19 protein-coding genes and 6 pseudogenes are annotated in these 21,999 nt (G+C 40.3%); 2 read left to right on the top strand and 23 right to left on the bottom strand.

Annotation, left to right across the window (positions count from 1 at the left end):
• Positions 1-1,883: 1,883 nt before the first annotated feature.
• The 10 genes and pseudogenes from arsC to Len3610_RS19355 all read right to left on the bottom strand — a co-directional run bounded on the left by arsC (position 1,884) and on the right by Len3610_RS19355 (position 10,655).
• Positions 1,884-2,315: an arsenate reductase (thioredoxin) gene (gene arsC, locus Len3610_RS19390; RefSeq protein WP_176449361.1), complete on the bottom strand. Its 432-nt coding sequence runs from the start codon at positions 2,313-2,315 to the stop codon at positions 1,884-1,886.
• A 122-nt stretch (positions 2,316-2,437) separates the two neighbouring features.
• A complete protein-coding gene (locus tag Len3610_RS21350; RefSeq protein WP_255259697.1) occupies positions 2,438-2,896 on the bottom strand; it encodes an ArsB/NhaD family transporter in 459 nt (152 codons plus the stop codon).
• Positions 2,897-3,103: 207 nt separating this feature from the next.
• A complete protein-coding gene (locus tag Len3610_RS21345; RefSeq protein ID WP_255259696.1) occupies positions 3,104-3,289 on the bottom strand; it encodes an ArsB/NhaD family transporter in 186 nt (61 codons plus the stop codon).
• Positions 3,290-3,302: 13 nt separating this feature from the next.
• Positions 3,303-3,632 (bottom strand): annotated as a pseudogene (locus Len3610_RS21340) (ArsB/NhaD family transporter).
• A gap of 181 nt (positions 3,633-3,813) precedes the next feature.
• A pseudogene (locus Len3610_RS19380) lies at positions 3,814-4,075 on the bottom strand (ArsR/SmtB family transcription factor); the annotation flags it as partial.
• 115 nt (positions 4,076-4,190) lie between these two features.
• Entirely contained in the window at positions 4,191-5,096 is a 906-nt protein-coding gene (locus tag Len3610_RS19375; protein ID WP_176449360.1) for an endonuclease, read from the bottom strand.
• A gap of 700 nt (positions 5,097-5,796) precedes the next feature.
• Positions 5,797-7,038 (bottom strand): Bcr/CflA family efflux MFS transporter, encoded by a 1,242-nt coding sequence (locus Len3610_RS19370; protein ID WP_176449754.1) that lies wholly within the window; start codon positions 7,036-7,038, stop codon positions 5,797-5,799.
• Positions 7,039-7,593: 555 nt separating this feature from the next.
• Positions 7,594-8,910 (bottom strand): S8 family peptidase, encoded by a 1,317-nt coding sequence (locus Len3610_RS19365; protein ID WP_176449359.1) that lies wholly within the window; start codon positions 8,908-8,910, stop codon positions 7,594-7,596.
• Positions 8,911-9,267: 357 nt separating this feature from the next.
• Positions 9,268-9,879, bottom strand: coding sequence for an NAD(P)H:quinone oxidoreductase (gene wrbA / locus Len3610_RS19360; RefSeq protein WP_176449358.1), 612 nt, complete (start codon positions 9,877-9,879; stop codon positions 9,268-9,270).
• A gap of 362 nt (positions 9,880-10,241) precedes the next feature.
• Positions 10,242-10,655: pseudogene (locus Len3610_RS19355) on the bottom strand (YugN family protein).
• A gap of 494 nt (positions 10,656-11,149) precedes the next feature.
• Between Len3610_RS19355 and Len3610_RS19350 the strand changes: the two are divergent.
• Positions 11,150-11,239, top strand: a pseudogene (locus tag Len3610_RS19350) (carboxylesterase); the annotation flags it as partial.
• A 218-nt stretch (positions 11,240-11,457) separates the two neighbouring features.
• On the opposite strand, the gene Len3610_RS19345 reads toward Len3610_RS19350, so the two are convergent.
• From Len3610_RS19345 to Len3610_RS19315, 7 genes are all read right to left on the bottom strand, one after another.
• Positions 11,458-12,033 (bottom strand): class I SAM-dependent methyltransferase, encoded by a 576-nt coding sequence (locus tag Len3610_RS19345; protein ID WP_255259695.1) that lies wholly within the window; start codon positions 12,031-12,033, stop codon positions 11,458-11,460.
• 44 nt (positions 12,034-12,077) lie between these two features.
• Positions 12,078-13,166: a sensor histidine kinase gene (locus tag Len3610_RS19340; protein ID WP_255259694.1), complete on the bottom strand. Its 1,089-nt coding sequence runs from the start codon at positions 13,164-13,166 to the stop codon at positions 12,078-12,080.
• Positions 13,159-13,842 carry a response regulator transcription factor gene (locus Len3610_RS19335; protein ID WP_176449753.1) on the bottom strand — a complete coding sequence of 228 codons (684 nt, stop codon included), beginning with the start codon at positions 13,840-13,842 and terminating at the stop codon, positions 13,159-13,161. The genes Len3610_RS19340 and Len3610_RS19335 overlap by 8 nt, the downstream gene beginning before the upstream one ends.
• A gap of 60 nt (positions 13,843-13,902) precedes the next feature.
• Positions 13,903-14,661 (bottom strand): cytochrome c biogenesis CcdA family protein, encoded by a 759-nt coding sequence (locus Len3610_RS19330; RefSeq protein ID WP_176449355.1) that lies wholly within the window; start codon positions 14,659-14,661, stop codon positions 13,903-13,905.
• A complete protein-coding gene (locus Len3610_RS19325) occupies positions 14,661-15,308 on the bottom strand; it encodes a hypothetical protein (RefSeq protein ID WP_176449354.1) in 648 nt (215 codons plus the stop codon). Before Len3610_RS19325 ends, Len3610_RS19330 begins: the two co-directional genes overlap by 1 nt.
• 213 nt (positions 15,309-15,521) lie before the next feature.
• Positions 15,522-16,118, bottom strand: coding sequence for a TlpA family protein disulfide reductase (locus Len3610_RS19320; RefSeq protein ID WP_176449353.1), 597 nt, complete (start codon positions 16,116-16,118; stop codon positions 15,522-15,524).
• 530 nt (positions 16,119-16,648) lie between these two features.
• Positions 16,649-17,071, bottom strand: a complete 423-nt coding sequence (locus Len3610_RS19315; protein WP_176449352.1) for an Lrp/AsnC family transcriptional regulator — start codon at positions 17,069-17,071, stop codon at positions 16,649-16,651.
• A gap of 115 nt (positions 17,072-17,186) precedes the next feature.
• Between Len3610_RS19315 and Len3610_RS19310 the strand changes: the two genes are divergently transcribed.
• Positions 17,187-17,966 carry an MBL fold metallo-hydrolase gene (locus Len3610_RS19310; RefSeq protein ID WP_176449351.1) on the top strand — a complete coding sequence of 260 codons (780 nt, stop codon included), beginning with the start codon at positions 17,187-17,189 and terminating at the stop codon, positions 17,964-17,966.
• A gap of 786 nt (positions 17,967-18,752) precedes the next feature.
• Here the strand turns inward: Len3610_RS19310 and Len3610_RS19305 are convergent.
• The 6 genes and pseudogenes from Len3610_RS19305 to Len3610_RS19285 form a co-directional block, all read right to left on the bottom strand.
• Complete coding sequence (locus Len3610_RS19305; protein WP_176449350.1) at positions 18,753-19,358, bottom strand: hypothetical protein; 606 nt, start codon at positions 19,356-19,358, stop codon at positions 18,753-18,755.
• Positions 19,359-19,472: 114 nt separating this feature from the next.
• The gene (locus Len3610_RS19300) at positions 19,473-20,141 is read right to left on the bottom strand and encodes a hypothetical protein (RefSeq protein WP_176449349.1); all 669 of its coding nucleotides are present in this window, start codon (positions 20,139-20,141) and stop codon (positions 19,473-19,475) included.
• 207 nt (positions 20,142-20,348) lie between these two features.
• Positions 20,349-20,552 (bottom strand): hypothetical protein, encoded by a 204-nt coding sequence (locus Len3610_RS19295; RefSeq protein ID WP_176449348.1) that lies wholly within the window; start codon positions 20,550-20,552, stop codon positions 20,349-20,351.
• 65 nt (positions 20,553-20,617) lie between these two features.
• The gene (locus Len3610_RS19290; protein WP_176449347.1) at positions 20,618-20,860 is read right to left on the bottom strand and encodes a hypothetical protein; all 243 of its coding nucleotides are present in this window, start codon (positions 20,858-20,860) and stop codon (positions 20,618-20,620) included.
• A gap of 67 nt (positions 20,861-20,927) precedes the next feature.
• A pseudogene (locus Len3610_RS21335) lies at positions 20,928-21,011 on the bottom strand (hypothetical protein); the annotation flags it as partial.
• A gap of 184 nt (positions 21,012-21,195) precedes the next feature.
• Positions 21,196-21,960, bottom strand: a pseudogene (locus tag Len3610_RS19285) (sulfite exporter TauE/SafE family protein); the annotation flags it as partial.
• Between the last annotated feature and the right edge of the window lie 39 nt (positions 21,961-21,999).

Raw genomic sequence — 21,999 nt, 5'->3', positions numbered from 1 at the left:
ACTCCTTTCCTATTCGAAAACCAATATCGATTAGCGATATCGATTGACGTTTATGATTATATACGTTTTTAGTCGTTAATGCAAGTGCTTATTTGAATACTCAGCACTGAGGATTAAATTTATTTTCATATCACTTGTTTCTTGAAATTCACTATATTAAACACTGAATATTCGGAAATTATTTTTCTCCTATTTTACCAAAAAAGAGAAGCCGAATTTTCAGGGATAATTTTTTGAAACTTTACACAAATAGATTTCTTTGCTTGGCATCACATCCTTTGCTATAATGAATCTATCAGGTGAACCGCACCTGTATAGGTTTACCATTTTCGTTATATCCTCGTCTGTTAGTCGTTTTGTTCTGATGTCTCTACAGATTTGAGGATATTCTTTTGCCGTCTTTTGACACTTAAGTATTTGAGCCATTTTCAAATAGCTGCATCAAAATATCCCGTTATTTTGTGTCAAAAAGATAATGGTTCTCATGGCCGTGTAATCATGGCTTGATGCATGTTCGATATGATATCGGATATGCTTTTGTCTGTTGAAACCTTCATTTCAATCTTCCAGCGGCTTCTGCCTGCATAGAGAAGCTTTCGACAGTTTTTATCCGTGATTTTGATATCGGTCAAAAACATGAAACGCTTTTGGCCATCTGCCGTTTTTTGATCGTAACCTTCCAATACATGAATGTCCAATCATTATTACGCAATGTGATTAACCCAAACGAATCTTTGTCCTGCTGCCCTTTCCATTAGTCTCTCATCTTATCCAAACGCCATGAAACTCTTCACTGATGCTTTTGATGCGGTCTTCTTTAAAGCGTAACAAGGAACTCCATGGTTGTTATGACAGGTTTTAAATACGTTCTCACAATGCATAACAGACTATCGGCAATAATGCAGATTGGCAGCCTTAAATTTGATCGGAAGCCATAACGATAAAACGCATTTTAATTCACAGTCCTGTTTGGGGACCTCTTCTGACTCATTCTCATAAACTCGGATCAACACTGAAAACCATATTGCCAACAACCAGTTTTCCGCCTCCAGGACATGAATGCATGTAAACAGTCTTTTCGACATCGTCTATCTCGCCTCAAGCAATGATCGCAATGCTTCTGATTGACGTGAATAACACCCCGGTCCCATCATATAATCGCCCCAATACTTGCCGCCAAAATACGGCCATCTTCAAAACACCTCTTTTTTCAATAAACTCCCCCTGATCATTATAAGTCCGTTATGTTACGCCAGTTTCATCGGTTCCAAAGCGCGAGAGGAAGTCATTGAAGGTGTCGTATGTGGTAATTCTCCAAGGTTTCAAATTGTTCACGCCTTTTTGATGTTGACAATACATTCATCTTTGTTGAATTGATGATTCGTCATCGATCGCATGTTTTCAGGTTCACATACATTTTCAGGATGATCATGAAAGAGGATATCGCACCCATAATCGATATAGCTTTGGATGGCGTGGATCAGGACATGTTTTCATTATGTTTTGCAAATCTTTAAAAAAGTGTTTCCTGAATTTCATGAGCTCGAAAAAATAATTTTCACCTTTTTCCATGTTTCTTTTTATTTTTCTCGTTACCATCTTAAAATCCCCTAAATATGCGGTATAATAGGCTTTCTCGTAATTATATTTATACCATGTTTTTCCATATTTTAGGTCGTATTAGCTCGAAAAATTTTTAACCTCTTCAGTGCTGTTTGAATACTTGAATTTGTTCAGTTAACGTAAATATTTACCTGCAGTGAACGAATTTTTCAAAAAACATATGGGAATCATAATAAAGTCCCTCTCGCAATTAGGGGGACTTATTTAATGGACTTTATTATTGAATTTCCTTCAGATAAGCCTAAAGTCATTTTACTGCTTCATCTTCCGCATGACTCTGTTTCTGCAAAACGCTTAATCCGTTCTCCTATGTCATCACGAACGCGTTGAAATACTTCCCACACCTCTTCTTCCGTACCTTCCGCTTTTGCCGGATCGTCAAAACCCCAGTGTTCCCTTCTGACATAGGGTGGTGTCATTGGGCATCTATGTTCCGCATCCGCACATAAGTTTACTGCCCATCGTTGCATTTTTTCCAAAAACGCTGTATTCAATTTTTTCTGATTTTGATCAGATATATCAATTCCAACTTCATTCATGGCTTTTACAGCATTTGGGTTTAATCCATGTGCTTCGATTCCAGCACTTCTAATCTCCCATTTGTCTCCCAGATATTTTTTTGCCCAGCCTTCTGCCATTTGACTGCGGCACGAGTTTCCTGTACACAGAAAATAAATCTTTTTTTGGGACATCCCGAATTCTCCTTTTCATTATATTCTCTTTTTTGACAAAGATTTTGGAAGTAGCTTTCTATAAAACATTAAGTCCTAAGGCAGCCTCCTCCAAAAAACTTCATAATCCTATCACCGGATTCTTACAAAACCAGCAACGTTAAGTAAAGCCCCAGTAACGTTATAAACAGGATCGGAATCGTTAGAATAATTCCTATTTTAAAATAAGCGCCCCATGAGATCTTTACGCCTTTTTGCGACAAAACATGGAGCCATACTAAAGTCGCAAGTGAACCAATTGGTGTTATCTTTGGACCCAAGTCAGCTCCCACAACGTTTGCGTAAATCAGTGCCTCCCTGATGACGCCGGAAGTATCTGTTTCAGCAATCGCCAGGGCATCAATCATCACGGTTGGCATATTGTTCATAATGGAAGACAAGAAAGCCGCAATGAACCCCATGGTCATGGTGGCAACAAATAATCCCTGTTCTGCCGCTGCCTCAATCACAGTACCCAAAGCACTCGTTAACCCGGCGTTTCCCAATCCATAAACAAACCACATACATACCCAGGAGAAAAACAACAATGTCCCATGGTGCACCTTTATAACCGCTTTGTATTCAACCGTTTGGCTATTTTGGCCATCAACAGGAAGAAGATCGCATCACACCAACAATGAAAGGAACCGAACGAATGAACTCACTAACAAAGTAACCGATGAGCAATAACCCCGGAGCACATACCAAGACATACGGAACATTTTTAAATCCTGTATGGCATTGCAGGCTCACTTAATTTTAAGAAACTTCTATAGTCTCGGGATACTCTTTCTGAATAAATCAACAAACCGTAAGTGCGTTGGCAGAAATAAGTTCGGAATATTGAGCATATTCCACACATCCGATATCAAAGAAGAGTCAGCTGAACCGATATTAACAAGGTTACTGACTACAAAGGCAGTGACGTGGTTATCTGCGATGAAACCATGGGCCATGATAAAGGAAAATTCATTTTTTCCTTAAAGTTTTTAAATTCAACCATGGCAAGGACAATCGGTGTAGGGAATTAGTGTGCTCCATCATTGGAAAAACAGGGCAGCTACCACCGCACCTAAAAATACTAATATAAATAAACATCTTGATTCCTTTACCTTTTGCAATCCTTGCCAATTGCAGTGCTGCCCATTCAACAGCCCGATTTCATCCCAATATCAAAGAAATAGTATTAATGGCAACAAAAAGCCAGGGTAGCGTTCCACACATTTCCGTTACGTCCAATAATCGCTGAAAAATCACTACACCTACTAACAGCGACAATGGCCCACCAATGGAGACCACCAAATATTCAATCCCTCTGGGCTGCCAAATAACTAAAACAAGTTTTTACTAAAAATATTAAAATAGCTAGTATCAGTGTGATGACAAAATAATTCCCCTCCAATTAACAACAAATGATCGTGTACCTTTCATCCAATTCTCTGAGTTGTAATCTTGACGGTGTAATTGATCAGAATTTTTGCTGAACAAATGGATAATAGTCATTTGTTTTATTTTATGGAATAAAATCCATTGTCCTTTTCGCTCTTCCTTAAACAATCCAACATCTCTTAATTTTCTAGATGCTGGACTATGGAAGGTTGGCTTGCTTTAAAAATCTCGACAAATTCGCAAACACAGCACGCCTGATTATCGATTAATTTCATCATCGTCAGTCTTGTTTTATCACCCAGCAATTTTAAAATTACCGCAGCCTTCTCCATTTCAATAGCTGTTTGTTGCAAAAAATCCACCTCCCTATGTCATTTATATATAATTATATAACGATTAGCTTATATAAACAACAAAAAGTACAAATACGTCAACTTTTTATAAAATACCATCCACCAACCAATTTATCTATATTTGGAAAAAAACAAGAATCAGAAGGCTTACCCCCTGACTCTTTTCATCACATCCAGCATCCGCGGAAAGTCTAAATGGATTGACGGTGTGTTTTTCATACACATCAAGAGGAAATCGCGCATGCCATTCCAAAAGAAGATCCGTATCCACCTGCTTCAGATATCGCGTTTCAATCCGCTCTGAATATCGGAGCAAAAAATAAAGCATTGCCCTGGCAACAGTACCTTTTCCGTATTCCGGTTCAAATAATTCTTCCGCTGCTTTACCGCAACCTTCATCAATCCGACTCATTCCCAGTTCCGGTGTGTATTCCGAAAAATCATGATAGGGGTAATTACTTCGAAAGGAATTACAGTAAGGATCACACGTGAACAAATGATGGATATCCCCACGCATCGGCTCTTCTTCATTAAACCAGGACTGCGGCACCACATGCTCACAGTTATATTTATAATCGGCTGAAATTTGCGCAATCCGTTCCAGGTCGTTATCCGGTATCCGATCCATTTCTCTTTCCCGTTCCAAAGAAATGATGTAGTCCGCCCCTATTACTTCTTCAGGATCTCGGTTTTTTCCATTATAAATACTCGTCAAATTACCGTCCGGCCGAAGATCTACCCATGGATACACATACTCACTCGGGTCATATCTAACCTGATTGATATGGCCTTCCCGAAGCAGGTCACTTATCGCCTGAACGACTTCAGCGTCACCAAGCTCAAAATCAATCCCCTCATAAAATGCGTTTCTATCCCTTTCGTCCTTTTCCTTGTTAAAATATGCCTTCTCATCTGATTCAATTCGCTTCTTATTATCCCTTAACTTTGAGAGAACTGCAATTATGCTCCCACGATTTGTCGCGACGGGAAGCATGATTTCTTTTTGCTTGCTCGTTAACATTAACGCCATACCTCCTATGATCGGTGATTTTTAGATTCTTAAAGCATCTCATTCATTTTTGTTTCACCTATTATTTTACAGGATAATTGTTTTCTGAATATATACTTGATATTAAATTTTTATAAAATTTAATATCCATTTTGAAATGGATCTTCCGTAACAAAAGACCTGCGATGTTTTCACGTTATTTGAACATAATAAACACCCCTAAGGTTAAATTTCACTCTAATCCCCCCATGTTGAGTGGATAATCTTATTCCCTATTCACTTCTATAATCGAATCATTTCTCAATTCGGGGGCATGAAAATGAAAAATATTTTTTAAATTTTTTCAGCTGGAGGATGCTACTTTTTCGGGATTCGTTTCGACTATAGGGGTGAGAAGGGTTATATATTACGCTCAGGGGGGTATATAAACAGTAATGGGAACTGGCCGGTCACCATATGGGACGACATCAAAGTCATGGGAAAATCCGTTAATATATGTAGGACATTATCGCGTGGTGCCCAGTCAAATGTGGAACGCGGGATCATTCAACACCATCTTTAATTTGTTGAGAACTCCGGTATCAGAAAATAAATATCCTTTGCTATGTATTTAGTTTGAAGTTTACAAACCATTGAACATGCAAAGGATATTTATACATTATAACCAAAATTGACGATTAATTTTGGACACCGTATTCGTTCGACAATCACTTTATCCTTCTTCCTTATCTGTTTTCACCAATGTATAGAAAGCTATAAATCCGATGAGAGAAGTCGTGAATAATATGGCTCCCATTGGAACAGCTGATGCTTCATTTATGCCAGCAAGCGGGGAAAAACCTGACCCGAGCAGCATTGGGAGCATGCCTAAAACGGCACTTGCACTCCCGGCACGATGCCCCTGCTTGGCCATTCCCAGGGTAAACGTGCTTGTGATGATCATTCCCATAGTGGTCATGTATATAAAAATCAATATGACAAGTGATGCTAACGGTCCCTCAATAATTGTCATAATCAGCAAAATGGAAGTTGCCGTCAGCGCAATTGTAACGGCTGCCTGAAGTAATTTCTTCTCCGGGATGATTCCACTGAAACGCCCGATAATAAAACTCCCTGTAATAATTGCTATCCCATTTATCCCAAATAGCACACTGAATACCTGGGGAGATACGCCATAGATATCCTGGTATACAAAAGGGGTCCCTGATACATAGGCAAAACTCCCCCCATGTACAAACCCGACAACCAATGCGTAGCCTATAAAAGAACGGTCTTTCAGCAAACTGCCCATTGTCATCACAGAAGATCCAATAGAACTTGGAATACGTTTCTCCCGAGGCAATGTTTCCTTTAATTTCGTGGCAACAATAATAACAATCAAAAGTCCAATAATAGCTAAAAAGTAAAAAATAGTTTGCCAGCTTGCTGATGGAAAAGCCAGGAGTGCTCCACCCAACATAGGCGCGACCATTGGTGCAACAGCATTAATGACCATTAACAGCGAGAAGAATTTTGTAAGCTCCTTACCGCTGAATACATCACGTACCACAGCACGAGAAAGGACAACTCCGGCTGATGCGGTAAACCCCTGTAAAAACCGTGCAGTGATCAGTGTTGTCATATTGGGTGCAAATGCACAGAACAGGGAAGCTAACACAAACAAAGTAGTAGCTATTAACAAAGGCTTTTTTCTGCCCTCGGCATCACTGATCGGTCCGACAACCACTTGCCCAATCGCAAGCCCGATTAAACATGCGGTTAAACTAAGCTGCACCTGTGTGGCGCTGGCTGTGAAATCCTGAGCGATCCCGGGGAAACTGGGCAAATACATATCGATATTAAGCGGTCCCAGAAAAGCAAGCAACCCAAGTAAGAGCGCTAACCCCAAACGCGTTTTTCCCTTTGGATTATGTAATAAAGACTCGCGTAATTCTTGTTGTTGTTCGAGATAAATAAGTCATCACTCCTAATCTGTATTATTATAAGTGTCAATATGGGTTTTGTTAAATTAAGTGCTTGAATTTTTTCTTCTATCAGTTTTATCAGAGTTACTGTCATGACCGTGAAAGCACTTTGAGTATCCAGCGATTAGGATTATTCTTGATTAGCTCATATGTAAAAAAGGAAATGAAAAAGGATGCTTCCGCACAAGCTACATTCTTATACGAAAACATCCTTTCACTCATAAAATGAGCTCATCGTTTTTCCTGGCATTTATGAATATCAGCCCCATTGTATTCACAATCAATTACTACGAGCTCTGATTGACTTTATGTCACGTTCTAACCAATCTGTCAACAATGCATTCGATCACAGAATGATTGATATCGTCTCTAATATGGTAAAAGGGGTCCAGTTCGTTAGTAACCCTCCAACGTTCACTTCGACAACATGCAGAAACTATTGAAATGTTCTGCTATTTATTCGTTCATCAAAGAAAAGGCCGACTGGTTTTAAATAAAACCAATCGGCTGATGGGTTCTTAATCCCCTTGGCAAACAAAATACATTTATGATGATTCACCGCTTCCCGAGACAGATCCCTGTATGTTTTCTGCATAGCTGATAGCCCTTTCAACTGCGCTTTCTGCCTCAATATAACCCCATTGATCATCGAATACCGGCTCACCGGTCATTTGTAATATGCTTTTGACATCATTCGGGCTCAAATCCGGGTTCGCTTCAAGTATCAAGGCAGTGACACCTGCACATATAGGTGTTGCCATGGAAGTGCCGGACATCTGAATATAATTTTCATCAATAACCTGCTCAGCCATTTGTGTTTCCAGTGCGGAATCAGGAGCCAGCAATGAAATAATATCCGTTCCGGGTGCATAAATGTCCGGCTTTACGAATTCGTCAATGGTCGGTCCGCGGCTGGAGTATTCAGCGATTTCATCATCAGAGCGATCAACTGTATCCTGGTCGGCTGATGCACCGACAGTGATGATGAACGGATCAATCGCCGGTGTACTGATGGTTGCCGGAGCCGGCCCGCTGTTTCCTGCAGCAGCACAAACAATAATGCCGCTGTGCCATGCTTCCTGTGCAGCAATTGCCAACGGATCATCCCTAAACGACTCATGTGCCGATGCACCTAGAGAAAGGGAAATGATCCGGATATTGTGCGCTTCTCTGTTATCTATGCACCATTCAATGCCCTCAACAATGGTAGACAGACTTCCGCCCCCCATTTCATCCAGCACTTTCACACCGACGATGGATGCTTCTGGTGCAGGTCCTTGATATTCCCCGTTGGAAAGTGCGCCATTCCCTGCTGCATCCCCGGCACAGTGTGTCCCGTGCCCATTGTCGTCATATGGCTCGGTCTCTCCATTAATCAAATCGTGAAACGCAGTGATACGGTTTTCCGGTGTTGTTAAATCGTCATGGGGGTGAATACCGGTATCAAGAACAGCAATTGTCACATCATTCCCGCTAAGGTTGTGTGCTTCTCTAACATTCTCGGCACCGATTTGTGTGTCCGCTACATCGAGAAATGCTGAAACAGCCCGGTCATAGTAGATCCGCTGAATTGCTTCATGATTCCTGACTTGCTTAATCATTCCGGGTGTAAGATGGCCTCTGATGCCATTGATAATGCGAATTTCCCGTTGCAGGTGATTATGAGAATCTACGTTGCAAGCTCGCAAAAGATCATCTTTTTTGTCCTGTTCACAATCTTTCTTGTAATTGACAATAATAGGGATTTCATTGTTACTCGTTTCCTGGGGGTCGGTTCTCCGATTGATGCGCAATTGTTCGACTAAACCAGGATCCAATCTGCGGCCGTTTTCTTCAAACCAAACTCTTTTTCTTCTGTTCATTTTCTTCTCCTCCCTCATTAGGAATTTTAAAACAGAAAATTGCCCCCCTTACTATTATTCTATTAACTTAATGGGGAGGGTACAATCCGACAACCGGACTATTTAATAAAAACAATGAATTCTCTGAACTATTAATTCAGAGTTCCCATAAATACTCTCGCGAAGATTTGGGGCTGAGTTCTGATAAAAAATAAGAAGGCATTCTATCATAAATGTGTGTTTACACGGCAAATACATTTAGAAAAAACCTTCCCATAAAAGACATTATAACAATAAAAGAAAACAGATAATCCAATCGTTTTTTGAATAACAAAAAGAGCCAATCAAATTACAATTGGCTCTTTAAATGGAACAAATTCATTCATTTCCATTTTTAACCCATTCCGCAACTGTAACGGTTCGTTTAGCTTGATGTTTCACTGCATCTTCAACATCCTCAATCATGTTACCATCCTGATCAACAGAAACGCTTGTTCCATATGGGTTCCCTCCAGCACCATATAACATAGGATCAGTGTACCCAGGCGATGCTATGATAGCTCCCCAGTGCATCATTGATGTATATAAAGATAACAATGTGGCTTCTTGACCGCCATGCGGGTTTTGTGCAGACGTCATGGCACTTACAACTTTATTTACTGTCTTGCCATTCGCCCAAATCCCGCCTTGAATATCTAAAAACTGTTTCATTTGCGATGCCATGACGCCAAAACGGGTTGGTGTACTGAATATAATAGCATCTGCCCATTCAATATCATCTGATGTTGCCACTGGAACATCTTTTGTTGCTTCTACGGTTGATTTCCATGCTTCATTTCCATCAATGACTGATTGTGGAGCCAATTCTTCTACTTTAAAAACTTTGACCTCAGCATCTGCTTCTTTTGCTCCTTCTTCAGCCCATTTGGCTAATTGATAGTTTGTTCCACTCATGCTGTAAAAAATGACCGCCAATTTAGTGTTTAACATGTTTCTTCTCCTTTACCACTTTATTTCCAGGAATTGGATATTGTGTTCATTCCAGCTTATTGTTCCGTTCATTTGAAATATATATGCATTATGACGTCGTTTTCCTGCTAAGTCACATCCTTTACAAAAGAATTCAAAACTGCCAGAAGTTCTGTCATAAACCTGATTTACAATTCATTCAAATCACCTGTTGACAGCATTAAAATACTGCAGAGTGGGTTAAAGAAGGAAATAAAAAGATTATTTCATATAATTAAAAAAAACGAATCAGATTTGATTGGCTCTTCTTAAAATAGGAAGACTTAGCTTATAGATCCGTCTTCCTCCACCAGCCATTCCTGGCGTATAGCATCACGATATTTTCAAACGCCAATCGAATTGATGATTCTATCTACTTCCTTCTCACCGGCCGCTTCCCAACGGCTCTTATCAGTTATGTTTCCATCTTTGTCAAGAGGCGCTTGGAATTGATTGAATCCTGTGGTTGTCAGCAATGAATTTCCATCCCAGTCCAGACCGGTGTTTACGACATGCTTGATGACAAACGGCGTCCGGAATTCCAAATAGGCCTTAGCACTGTCAAGCTCCCCTTCAATGACGTCAAACGGAATTCTGATATAGATCGTCTCGCCGCCTTCCCGGTACAGGACCATATCGAACATCCCGCGGTCATATTCCCAGTTCCCGCAAAGTGTTTATCCATTGGACCGGAACATTCTGTACACATCACCAAAATAGGCTTTCTTCCCTTCAATTTCCGTTTCCAGTTTTAACATGCACCTTCACTCCCCGATTAGGATATCATGATTAGATTTAACCTAATGATGACGCAATATACCTCAAACTCTATACAATAAACACCCACTTGAATACCAGTCCAAATACTTGTCCGCCCCATGCTAAAACTCTGCCGTTTTTGGCTTAGCGCCCTTTTTGTTCATAATCCTTATCGTAACGGATGTAATCCCCAGCACAATGTGGTTTGCTGTTTTTGGAGATCAGGGTATTGTTTATTTAACCATGTTTAATATGATTTATTTCATCCTCATAGGAACATATGGCATCTACTTGTTCACGAAAGAATCACCTGTTAATGAATCTGCTGACTGCCTTTGAAAGGACAATGGCGCCGTCGGAAGTGAAGCTAAGCGTGAGGAAATTGAAAAGTTGGTTCGACCAATTGATACAGTTAGAAGTACAAAAGTATTTGAAAAGGAATATGAGGGTTGACGCGGATAAATCAGAAATAATAAAGAAAAGGAGAATTACCATGAAACATATTTTCCAAAAAGGAAATGATCCATCGAAACCGACATTACTATTATTGCATGGAACTGGAGGGACGGAGCAAGACCTCCTTATTGATGAAAAAGGCATCTCCTCGAATATTTCGGTTCCGGACGACGGTGAGTCATATGTACTTTAATAGTTAAAGCAGAAAGAAAAAATACCTTTTCTTTCTGCTTTTAATTGAAGTCCTGGATTACTCCAAACTTTTGCCTCTACAATGCGGCTTCCAATGCGTTCACTGTTTCATTAGCAAATTTGTTCGTTTTAACCGTATATAATGAAACATGCTTAATTCTCTTCTTTTCCCGCCTTAATGGCATAGTGTTCTGAATCCAGGTAGTATAATTCCGTATTGAATCCATTGTCTTTCAGTAAGTTATCCATTTCTTTAGATGGAATTCTTATTTCAAGCGGAGGCCCGGATTCCGTTTCAACAGCTTCCCAATCCACTAATAACAAATATCCTCCCGGTTTAAGAATGCGTTTCATTTCATAAATCGCCTGGTTTATATCTGTTACCTCATGAATGACAAATGTATTTAGAACACGGGTTACCGAATGATCAGCGAGTTTAATATTTTCAAGATCACTCTCAATAACTTTAATGTTTTCGATACTTTCCTTTTCTGCATTCCTTTTAAGCCTTTCAAGCATTTCAGGTTCAATATCCACAGCATAAACATCACTTTTTGTCAGCTGGGCTAAAGCAAGGCTAAACAAGCCCGGTCCTGCTCCTAAATCTGCTACCGTATCATCTTCGTTTACATGTAACTGTTCAATTATTTTCTCAGGTTGTAATTCTGCTTTTCGTTCCTCACTCATTAATTTATCAGCATTCCTCGGATCAAAACGTTTGTTTTCCACCACTATTCACCTCTTAAATCGTTTATTTCAGCTTGCAGTTATTTTCAGGTTTGACTCCAAAGCGGCAGCGCAAACCAGAACGTATGGAAATTCCCATCTGACTCTGCACCAATCTTCCCACCGTGATGTTCAACAATTTCTTTGGATATGGCGAGACCAAGGCCTGTTCCCCCTGAATAATAACTTCTGGATGTGTCCGTCCGATAAAACCGTTCAAATATCCTGTCCAGTTCTTCAGCAGGAATTGCTTGGCCCGGTCCGGCAACCGACACCCGGTATATATTGTCCAGTTTTTCCCCTTTAACAAAAATAGGACCTGTTCCCTGGTAATACGAAACAGCATTATCAAGCAGATTACCAATCACCTGTAAAATGCCGCCACCATCCACATTGACAACGCCATATTCAGAATGGACATCCACCGAAATGTCCGCATTTTCAAGTGTCCAATGAAACATTTCAACGGATTGCATGACAGCCATATGCATGTCGACAGGTTCTTTTTCGGAAAACGTCTGATTTGAGATATAGTCCCATTCCTTCAATTGCTCCAGTTGTTTAACCATGTCGGTAAGCCGCTGGGATTCATCATAGAGCGACCGATAAAGTTTTTCATCCCCGTCAATCACACCACTGCTTAATGCATTTAAATAGCCGTTTAAGTTTGACAAAGGGGTCCGGAATTCATGCGACAGATCTGAAATAGCTTTCTGACGATGCTCTTCATTCATTTTTAACTGGTACACCATATCATTAAAATGGCCAATCAATTGAGCTGTCTCATCCTTGGATTTAACTTCAATCGGTTTCGGATAGTGTCCTGATTTCATACGTTTTGTCGAATCAATCAGCTTTTTTAATGGCTCCGTCAATTTTCTCGTTATATAAAAATGGGTTAAACTGCCGGTTACGATTGCGGCAGCACTGAAAATCCACAAGTATTGAAAGAGTACTGCTTCAAATTGCCCCTGTTTTTGTGCATTCATCGACCCCATCCCGTCAGCCAATGAACATGCAGCATGATAGATGGACCACCCGCTTAACACAATAAATGCGGTAATCACAATTGTATTGGTGATGGATAAACGCCACAGAAACTGTTTTGGCAGCCAGGACTTTCTATGTTTACTCATCAGCAAATTTATACCCCATTCCCCGGACGGTTAATATTCGTTTCGGATAGGATGGCTTGTCTTCAATTTTCTCGCGGAGTTTTTTAATATGTGCGTCAATTGTACGGTCCAATATTGTCTTATCAGCATATGGGTACAACTGGTTAATCAAATCTTCCCTGGAGAGGACAACATTCGGATTCTCCATAAAATAATAGAGCAGATTAAATTCGTGTTTCGTCAAATCCAGCTGTTGGTCAAAAAGCAATACTTCGCCTTTGCGTGGTTTAATGCACAGCCCGCCATATGCAATCTTTTGACAAAATTGTCCTGTCCTTCGCAAAACAGCCTCAACATGTGCGACAAGTTCATCAGGATCGAATGGCTTCGTTAAATAATCATCCGCACCCATCTTCAAGCCGTTTATTTTATCATTTGTGCGTGCTTTGGCGGAAACCATTATAACTGACACTTCATTTCGCTCCTGCTCCCTCACCCATGTACAGAAGGCTTCTCCACTCATTTTGGGAAGCATTAAATCAAGCACAATCAGACAAGGATGATACGTCAAAAATGCCTGCTTGGCCTCTTGTCCATCTGCAGCCTCAATAACGTCATACCCTGCTTTTTCGAGATAAATGTTGATTAGTTCACGAATCATCTTGTCATCTTCAACTACTAGAATGGTTTGTTTCACCATGACCACCTCAAGTTAATTGTACTATTATGACAGTAAAAATTGATTTCACACGACTTATCATCCCAATTCAGATAACCACGTACCCTCCACCAGATCAAGCAGGAAACCTGAAATAATCGGCATCAACCCGAAAAATAACACCAGGCCCATCATAATCATAATCACGCCGCCAACTTTCATGATCACCTGGCTGTGTCTGACAATCCATTTGGTTGAACCGAGGAAAAACGTCAGCAAAAGAAACGGTAATGCAAAACCAATTACATACATGATCGTGTAAAATACACCCTGACCGGGATTACTGGCGGCCAGAAGCAAAATTGACCCGAAAATCGGCCCTATACATGGCGTCCAACCTGCCGCAAAGCCAAGTCCGATAAAAAATGTCCCGATATACCCCGCCGGCCTTTTGGAGAATTGATATCGTTTTTCCTTCATCAATGATGGAATGGTAATCCAACCGGCAACAAATAAGCCCATCACAATAATAAGAATACCGGCAATACGCTGAATAAGCAGCCCGGATTCCCCAACGAGCAAATCCTGTGCCCACTTGCCTAAAAATGAGGCACTTGCCCCCAAACTGATAAATACCAGGGAAACCGCCAACAGAAAGATGAGTGAATGACTTAATAACTGCCGGCGAATTTTCGTATTCTGATCTCCCTGCAATTCTTTTACACTGATACCGGTAATATACGACATATAAGCCGGGAAAATCGGCAGCACGCACGGTGACAGAAAGGACAAGGCACCTGCACCCACCGCCAGAAACATTCCTGCGATTAACATTGTGTCTGCTTCAATTCCACCCATTACGATCCCCTCTTTCTTTTACAATATAGAATAAATGAAAAACCGGTGACGAAAAAAAGACCCAAGAACCATGGTGTGATCATATAGCCAAATACAGTTACAAATGGCTGAATAGACAATAATAATAGAACGCCAAGAGACCAAACAGTTAATATAACAAGGATTGACGTACCCGAAGAAAAACGATTTTGCATAAAAATAAATAATAACCAGAGAACGGTCAGTAGAATCAGATACCCGAAGGCAAATTGATTATCGTTCCATATGTATTGACTAAATTCATATGCAAAAGATGCGGTCAATAATACAAGCAGGAAGGATTCCAGGAAGACCAGCGTATCCAGCTGCCACTTTGATGATTTATAAAGAAACAACACCGCACTGAAAAGTACAGCCAGATAAAATGAATCCGAACCACTGGGATATGCCAGTATGGTCAGCGGATCCTCTATAAAAACAGGGAAATTCAATATGATTTTTCCTACCCAGACAAAGATGATCAGGTTAACGAGCTGTGAAATCATTTCTTCCAGATAGATTTTTCGTTGTTCCTTTGACAATTCACCAAGCATCACCAGGATAATGAACCCAATCGCGAAACTGAAAACCATCATCCCGATTGACATTAATTTACTTGTTATCACCACGAAATGATTCCTCCCATTCGTACCTCGTACCATATAATACACGAGCAATATGAAAATTTGATGAATGGTACTTTATTTGACCAAAAAAAGCAATCAAGGCATGGTATGATCAAAATCCTCCACTGCTTATCAGGTATTTTTTTACAATGGTTTCAACTGTTCTATGGCAAATATACACAGCCGTTCGCGCTGCCTCACGATAGGTACTTGCATCTATTCCATCTTTTCCAATTCCTGAACCATAAGGTCGTAATTCATTGCGCCCATTGCAACGTATTGTATATGACCGCTGGAATCAATCATATAAGAAGTCGGATATGCCATAACCTGATACGTTTCTGAAACATCGGAATTTTCATCCATCGGCACCGGGAATGTCATGTCATATTCTTTCACAAACGCCCGAACATCCTCTATGCTTGTCTCCGTTTCTGTCAAATCAACTGCTAAAATTTCCACATCCTTATTCTCATACAGCTTTTGAAAGTCGGGAATCTCTGCCCTGCATGGCGGACACCAGGTAGCCCAGAAGTTGACGATGACACGCTGACCCCGATAGTCAGACAATTGTACCGTTTCTCCCTCAAGTGTCTCTAATGTAAAGTCTGGTGCAATTTGTCCAACAGAAAGCCCTATTTCATCGGACTCCTCGACCTGACTTTCTTCCCCGGCAGACGGTGGTGATGTGATTTTGGCACCATCCGAACTATTATTTTCTTCAACGGACGTTTCACCAGTTGAACTTGTAAAATCATAAACAGTCCATCCAAACATGCCCACAACAACAAGGACAAGAATCGCTTTTTTCATTGCCTGTAACCTCCAAACCTTTCGCATACTGTTATTTACGTAACCGTGACGTTAAAAAGAAAACCCGGCAAGCTGCGTAATGATCTCGTTAAACAACCCGGAATTTACCAAGCCATGATTTCCCTCATTATTCACAGTACAAGACCAATATGAAAATTTGATGAAAATGACATTTATTATTGTAAAAACTTTAAAGAACAATGAAGAATGCAGGGAAGTTTTCAGGAACCTTCCTGATTAGCGAGCGACACTTTAGTAGCTTTGTGAAGAACTGGCGCAGGATAGTAATATTGACTGGATGATAGCTGCCTTTGGAGGCACCGGTGTCATTATTAGTTCGTTTTAGGCGTTATAAATTAGATTGTCATTATCCTTCCACCTAAATAACAAACATAATGGTTGCTTATGCTAACTTCAATCAATTTAAAAGAAAAAACAAAGGGAAAAACCCTGCTGTTTTCATATTACCGGAAAAGAAGCAGCTGCAGGAGAAGCTTTACTTACTTGAAGTATAGAACTGTTCTAACACGCTATCTTTCTGCACTATTTTTAATAACAATCGATAATTTATAGTTCGCATATTCATTTAAATCTTCTAAAAATCTATCTAATACCTCATTGGATGGAAATTTACATTCAAGAAGGTAACAGCCCTCTCCACTGATTTTGTAGTTATCTATAATATATTGTTCCTGTGTTTTTATAAAGGAGAGATAAGGTTGATGGTGAATCGTTTGTGTCATGACCGTAATAAAGGCATGTACAACATACCCTAATTTGGCTTGGTTAACCTTTATGGTATATCCCTCAATCACACCATTGTCTTCCAGTTTGGCTACTCTATCTGCAGCAGCCTGTCCGGTCAAATGGACTTTTTCACCCAAATCTTTCATAGAGATACGACTGTTATTGGATAATTCATCAAGGATACGCTTATCTGTCTCATCTAACATTTTTCAAATCCTTTCAAGTTTCAAGTTGAACGGCAAAAAGACTTGATTTCATCCATGTATTCTTTCATTGATGATAATATATAATAGATATAAATAAAAGCAAAGGAGGTTTACCATGAATATACAACAAATTCGCAATGCAACGCTGGTTGTTGAATATGCGGGGAAAAAGTTTTTAATCGATCCAATGTTAGCGGAAAAAGGGGCCTTCCCGCCTTTTGGACCTCGTGTAGGCTTTCCTGATGCACCAAGACAAGATCAAAATAATCCGTTAGTTGATTTACCGACGTCTATTGATCATATAATTAATCATGTTGATGCCATCATTGTTACCCATCTTCATTTAGACCACTGGGATGATGCTGCCAAAGAGGCACTTCCAAAAGATATAAAATTGTTTGCGCAAAATGAAGAAGATGCGACAGAAATTCGAAGCACCGGTTTCAAAAATGTCGAGGTTTTACAAAAGGATACCGTTTTTGCAGGCATCCAATTAACGAAAACAAAGGGCGAGCATGGCAGAGGTGAATTGATAGAACTTGCTGGTAACGTATGTGGCGTTGTTTTCAGGCACTCAAACGAAAAAACGCTATATGTAGCTGGTGATACGGTTTGGAATGATAAGGTTCAGAAAGAAATCGAAACACACAAACCTGAAATCATTGTACTCAATGCTGGCGATAATCAATTCCTGGAAGGCGGTTCTCTCGTCATGGGCAAAGATGATGTCTATGAAGTGTACCAGGCTGCCCCTAACGCAAAGATTATTACGGTGCATATGGAAGCTGTCAATCATTGGACACTATCAAGAGACGAATTAAAAAACTTCATAAGTGAAAAAGGAATATCATCTAATATATCAGTTCCGGAAGACGGTGAATCCTACTCATTTTAACAATAAAAGCAGGAAGAAAAATTATTTTTCTTCCTGCTTTTATGAACTGATCGTGATGGCGCTGCTGTTTCGCTTATCTTCAGCATACGCCTCTGGAATTAGCACAGTATAAATGTCTGTTGCTGAGGTCCAGTCCCTCAACCTCTCTGGATAAGAAAAATACAATTATTTAATTAATCCATACTATCCACTTGTAAAATATATGCCAGTTTTAACCTTGCTAATACGGTAACGATCAATCACTGATCAATCTTCTAACATATTGCCAGTTCGGTAAACAGGCACTTATCCGATCAGAAGTTGCTATTTATCACTTCTTGATCACAGCCTGTATAACATGACCTAAACCCACGTGTCTTTTTCCTTCTGCTCGTGTCGCTTCACCGTAATAAAAATGAACACATTTCTGATACTCCCACAGCTAAAGCAGTGGGGTTCTGAATCCATTGTCCTTCTTCCGACCGGCAGCCACAGACACATTTACATGTGCTCGCATTTAGGGTTATTCAGGATACTGGGACCATTTCCTTCAGAACTTTCACGGCCAAAGCAGCCTCTTGCTGCCATTAACGACCGCATCTTTGACTTTCGCAAGCCCGGTGGTATCACACCGCCGTATGTGTTGCATTAGTTTTTGACACTGATTCCTGAATTTAAAATCATGCTTTTGCCGTTTACAATAGCCCGTATTACCTGGTTCATGCAACTTTTTAAACCAATGGAAAAGGCTTGCCTTCACATTTTTGCTTTCGAATTTGGTCTTGGTCCTGACTTATTGGCATTTCATCAATAAAAAGGCTGAATATAGTCGCGCTGCACCTTCGTATTGTCATCAATCCAACATGCCAGCGCTGTGACAACAGTACTGGCTTTGAACTTCTGAGTATTCACTTCTGCAAAGGTGCCGCCGAGGCGTATCACTTTTTCACGCAGTATGGTGATAAACATGGCCGGTGCCCGATGGCCGAGTGTTTTTCCAAAACGTTTTTTGCGTATATACTTTCCTGTTTTCCCGGATGTTTCAGTATTCTGCTTTCGTTTTTGCAGGGCTTTAAAATGCATGGTCTCCGTACAAAAGTGATCACCAAGCGTGAGAAGTTCATTTGCTAAAGTACGGTGGGATAATTTTCGAATCACTGCTTGTTTGCGATGCAATTCTTTTAATCTTACACGATACTTCCGATAATGATTGGAAAATACCCAGGTTTTCTTGCCTTGTTTGATTGTGCCATCTCTATTGAAATTTTGCGGGTTTGTCGCCCGTTTCGAACGGTCCATTTTACGTTGAATCAATCGAATATCACGTGATATTTCTTGAACCTGTTCCGCTAAATTGAATAAGACAGCTTTTGTTAATGATGACACAGCCAGGGTTGATGTGCCAATATCCAATCCAACGTTTCCCTTTCCAAGCATTCTGTTTTTGGATGGCGGATACCCGCTGATAACCAAATCAGCAAAATAGCGTATGCGCCCTCTTATTTCTTTTTTGACATCCGCACAATTTTACCCGTATTGATCCTCCACTGTTTTCTTGTTGCCATCGAGGTGATTGTATATGTAAATGGTGTTTTGGTTATCCAAATGGTGAAGGATTCCAGAAGTATAGGCATCGTTCTTTTTGATTTTCAGTGGTGTTGTTAAATCTTTATAAACGAGAAATCCATCTATAAATCGCCAGCCTGTCGTGTTAGTTTTCCCTTCAAAACTTTCCATTTCCCCTTTTCGAACAAAGCGGACATGTTTGGCCTTGCCAAATAGCTTTTTACTGAATGCCAGCCAGGCGCGGGAGGCTGTTTTTTGCGCAACAGCTGCATTCACTTTATTATGGAAGTGCTGACGAATAGGTTTTACCCACACGTGTGAAGCAAATTCTGTCAGTTCATATTTTTTTCTTAAAAGATGAAGCTTTTGATTGATCATTTTCTTTTCATGAATAAGCGAGGCATCATGGTCATCTTTTGCCAATTTCTTATTGACGCTATGCAGTTGGCGGATTAACCGCTTATATGCCTTTTCCCGTTTCATTTGTTTTTCACGTTTCAAGTACTCACCAAGAACGGTATTATATATGACCCGGCAAATTTCCAATTCATCAGTGATGACAGCAAACATTCTTGTGTTATAATCTAATTCAAGGGTTAACACAAACGTTGGGGATGTTGTTTTAGCCAATGTGAACACCTCTTTAGAAGGGAACGTATGTTTCACTTTTATTATATCCTATTGACTATCAGAAAGCAAGAAATAGTTTACTAAACACACTTAATCTTTTTAACTTAATTCATTTCAGATACTTCAAGCACTACAAAACCTTCTTTTGTGGCGCTTCGTATCTGACCTCACTTTCATCACATGTCTCAAGACGATGGGCTTTCTCGTTCAGTGAATTCTGTAATTTTTAATCCAATCCAGAATGTCTGCCGGATTATATAACATGTCAAGAGCTGGCGGGCCGCCTGTTCGATAGTTAAGCTGATCGTCAGAATAAACCTCAAACATGACATAACCCCCGGATTGCACGGAATCCATCATGTTGTCCATTAAAAATGGCTGGTCTTGTTTCGGAACGTGCCCAAATACCATAATAGCAGCATCAAATTGATCGGCTTCACTTTTCGTTCGTCAAATCAATTTCAACCGTTTCGACGTCAATAATTATTTTGTTGAGCCAATGTTTCGTTTTCAAAGACAACTATCGATTGATCATAAGATGTCACATCATGTCCCTGCTTGGCCAGGTAAACCGCATTCCGGCCTTCTCCTTCAGCAAAACAGCCTACTTTTGAATGATCTGGAATGATATCACCCATATCATGTATAAATACATTTTCTCTTTCACCATAAACAAAATCATCATCCGAAAAGCTGTCATCCCAATGTTCTTTTGACATCAATCATTACCTCCTTGACTTATTACTTCCAAACATCCTCTGCAATTTCGGGCGACGTGTCGTAACTTTACTTTGCCCACTGCTCGTCTTCCGTCAGCATGTTGCCTTCTTCTGTTGAGGCAAACCCGCATTGCGGATTAAGGCATATTTGTTGGGGAATTGTTTCGTGTTATCTAATCCTCCTAAAGTGTATTTGGTTTTAGCCATTTGTAATTTAGTAGCATCAAGGGAAAAGTCGCCGTTCTGGTCATAATGGTTCCACTTTCTCCTCTTGGACTATACTTGATGCATTTACTTGGCATGGAACATTGTTGTTTAAAAAAAAATCCAGCCAAAATTTTAATTGCCGTTCCCAGAATTAGAACTGCCAAAATACCTTGCAGTACCTTTGTGTTAATGCGCTTCCCAGCATTTGCGCCCAGTGGGGATGCAATCAGACTTGCGATAATCATAATGACAGCCGGAACAAAAAGTACCTGTCCCGTCATGAGCTTGCCGGCAGTTGATCCAATGGAAGATATAAATGTAATGGCAAGTGATGATGCAATCGTCATCCGTGTCGGTATTCTCAGGACAAGCAGCATAATCGGAACCAGTATAAATGCGCCGGCTGCTCCCACGATACCGGCACCAATCCCTGCCGCAAATGCCAACATTGCGGCGAGCCACTTATTAAATGTAACCTGATCAAGCGGAATATCATCAATCTGCTTCTTGGGAACAAACATCATAACAGCTGCGATGGCAGCCAGCACGCCATAAACAAAATTAACACCGCCATCTGTCATGAAACGGGATCCAAATCCGCCGATAAAGCTCCCGATAAGAATGCTGATGCCCATGTAAATAATTAATGTTTTGTTTAAGTAACCGCCTTTTCGGTATGCCCAAACACCGCCGATCGTCGCAAACAGCACTTGAACTGCGCTGATGCCGGAAACTTCGTGGGCTGTAAACGCTGATAACCCTAATAGAGGTGGAATGTATAAGAGCATCGGATATTTAACGATGGATCCGCCAATTCCAACCATACCGGAAATAAATGAACCGGCAAATCCAATCAGGAATAGAACAACGATATAAACGAAACTATATTCCATATGAACCTTTCCCTCCTAAAAGAAGAGGACCCCCAGTGT

This window comes from Lentibacillus sp. CBA3610 (assembly GCF_013373365.1).
GTDB lineage: Bacteria > Bacillota > Bacilli > Bacillales > Amphibacillaceae > Lentibacillus.
The sequence above is the reverse complement of the archived record's forward strand: the minus strand, read 5'-3'. Positions and strand labels throughout refer to the sequence as shown.

What these genes read in the sequence shown, in the direction of transcription:
- arsC (WP_176449361.1), bottom strand. Translation starts at nt 2,315, where the DNA reads ATGTCCCAAAAAAAGATTTATTTTCTGTGTACAGGAAACTCGTGCCGC.
- Len3610_RS21345 (WP_255259696.1), bottom strand. Translation starts at nt 3,289, where the DNA reads ATGGCCCATGGTTTCATCGCAGATAACCACGTCACTGCCTTTGTAGTC.
- Len3610_RS19375 (WP_176449360.1), bottom strand. Translation starts at nt 5,096, where the DNA reads ATGTTAACGAGCAAGCAAAAAGAAATCATGCTTCCCGTCGCGACAAAT.
- Len3610_RS19365 (WP_176449359.1), bottom strand. Translation starts at nt 8,910, where the DNA reads ATGAACAGAAGAAAAAGAGTTTGGTTTGAAGAAAACGGCCGCAGATTG.
- wrbA (WP_176449358.1), bottom strand. Translation starts at nt 9,879, where the DNA reads ATGTTAAACACTAAATTGGCGGTCATTTTTTACAGCATGAGTGGAACA.
- Len3610_RS19340 (WP_255259694.1), bottom strand. Translation starts at nt 13,166, where the DNA reads ATGAGTAAACATAGAAAGTCCTGGCTGCCAAAACAGTTTCTGTGGCGT.
- Len3610_RS19330 (WP_176449355.1), bottom strand. Translation starts at nt 14,661, where the DNA reads ATGGGTGGAATTGAAGCAGACACAATGTTAATCGCAGGAATGTTTCTG.
- Len3610_RS19320 (WP_176449353.1), bottom strand. Translation starts at nt 16,118, where the DNA reads ATGAAAAAAGCGATTCTTGTCCTTGTTGTTGTGGGCATGTTTGGATGG.
- Len3610_RS19315 (WP_176449352.1), bottom strand. Translation starts at nt 17,071, where the DNA reads ATGTTAGATGAGACAGATAAGCGTATCCTTGATGAATTATCCAATAAC.
- Len3610_RS19310 (WP_176449351.1), top strand. Translation starts at nt 17,187, where the DNA reads ATGAATATACAACAAATTCGCAATGCAACGCTGGTTGTTGAATATGCG.
- Len3610_RS19295 (WP_176449348.1), bottom strand. Translation starts at nt 20,552, where the DNA reads ATGGTATTTGGGCACGTTCCGAAACAAGACCAGCCATTTTTAATGGAC.
- Len3610_RS19290 (WP_176449347.1), bottom strand. Translation starts at nt 20,860, where the DNA reads ATGTCAAAAGAACATTGGGATGACAGCTTTTCGGATGATGATTTTGTT.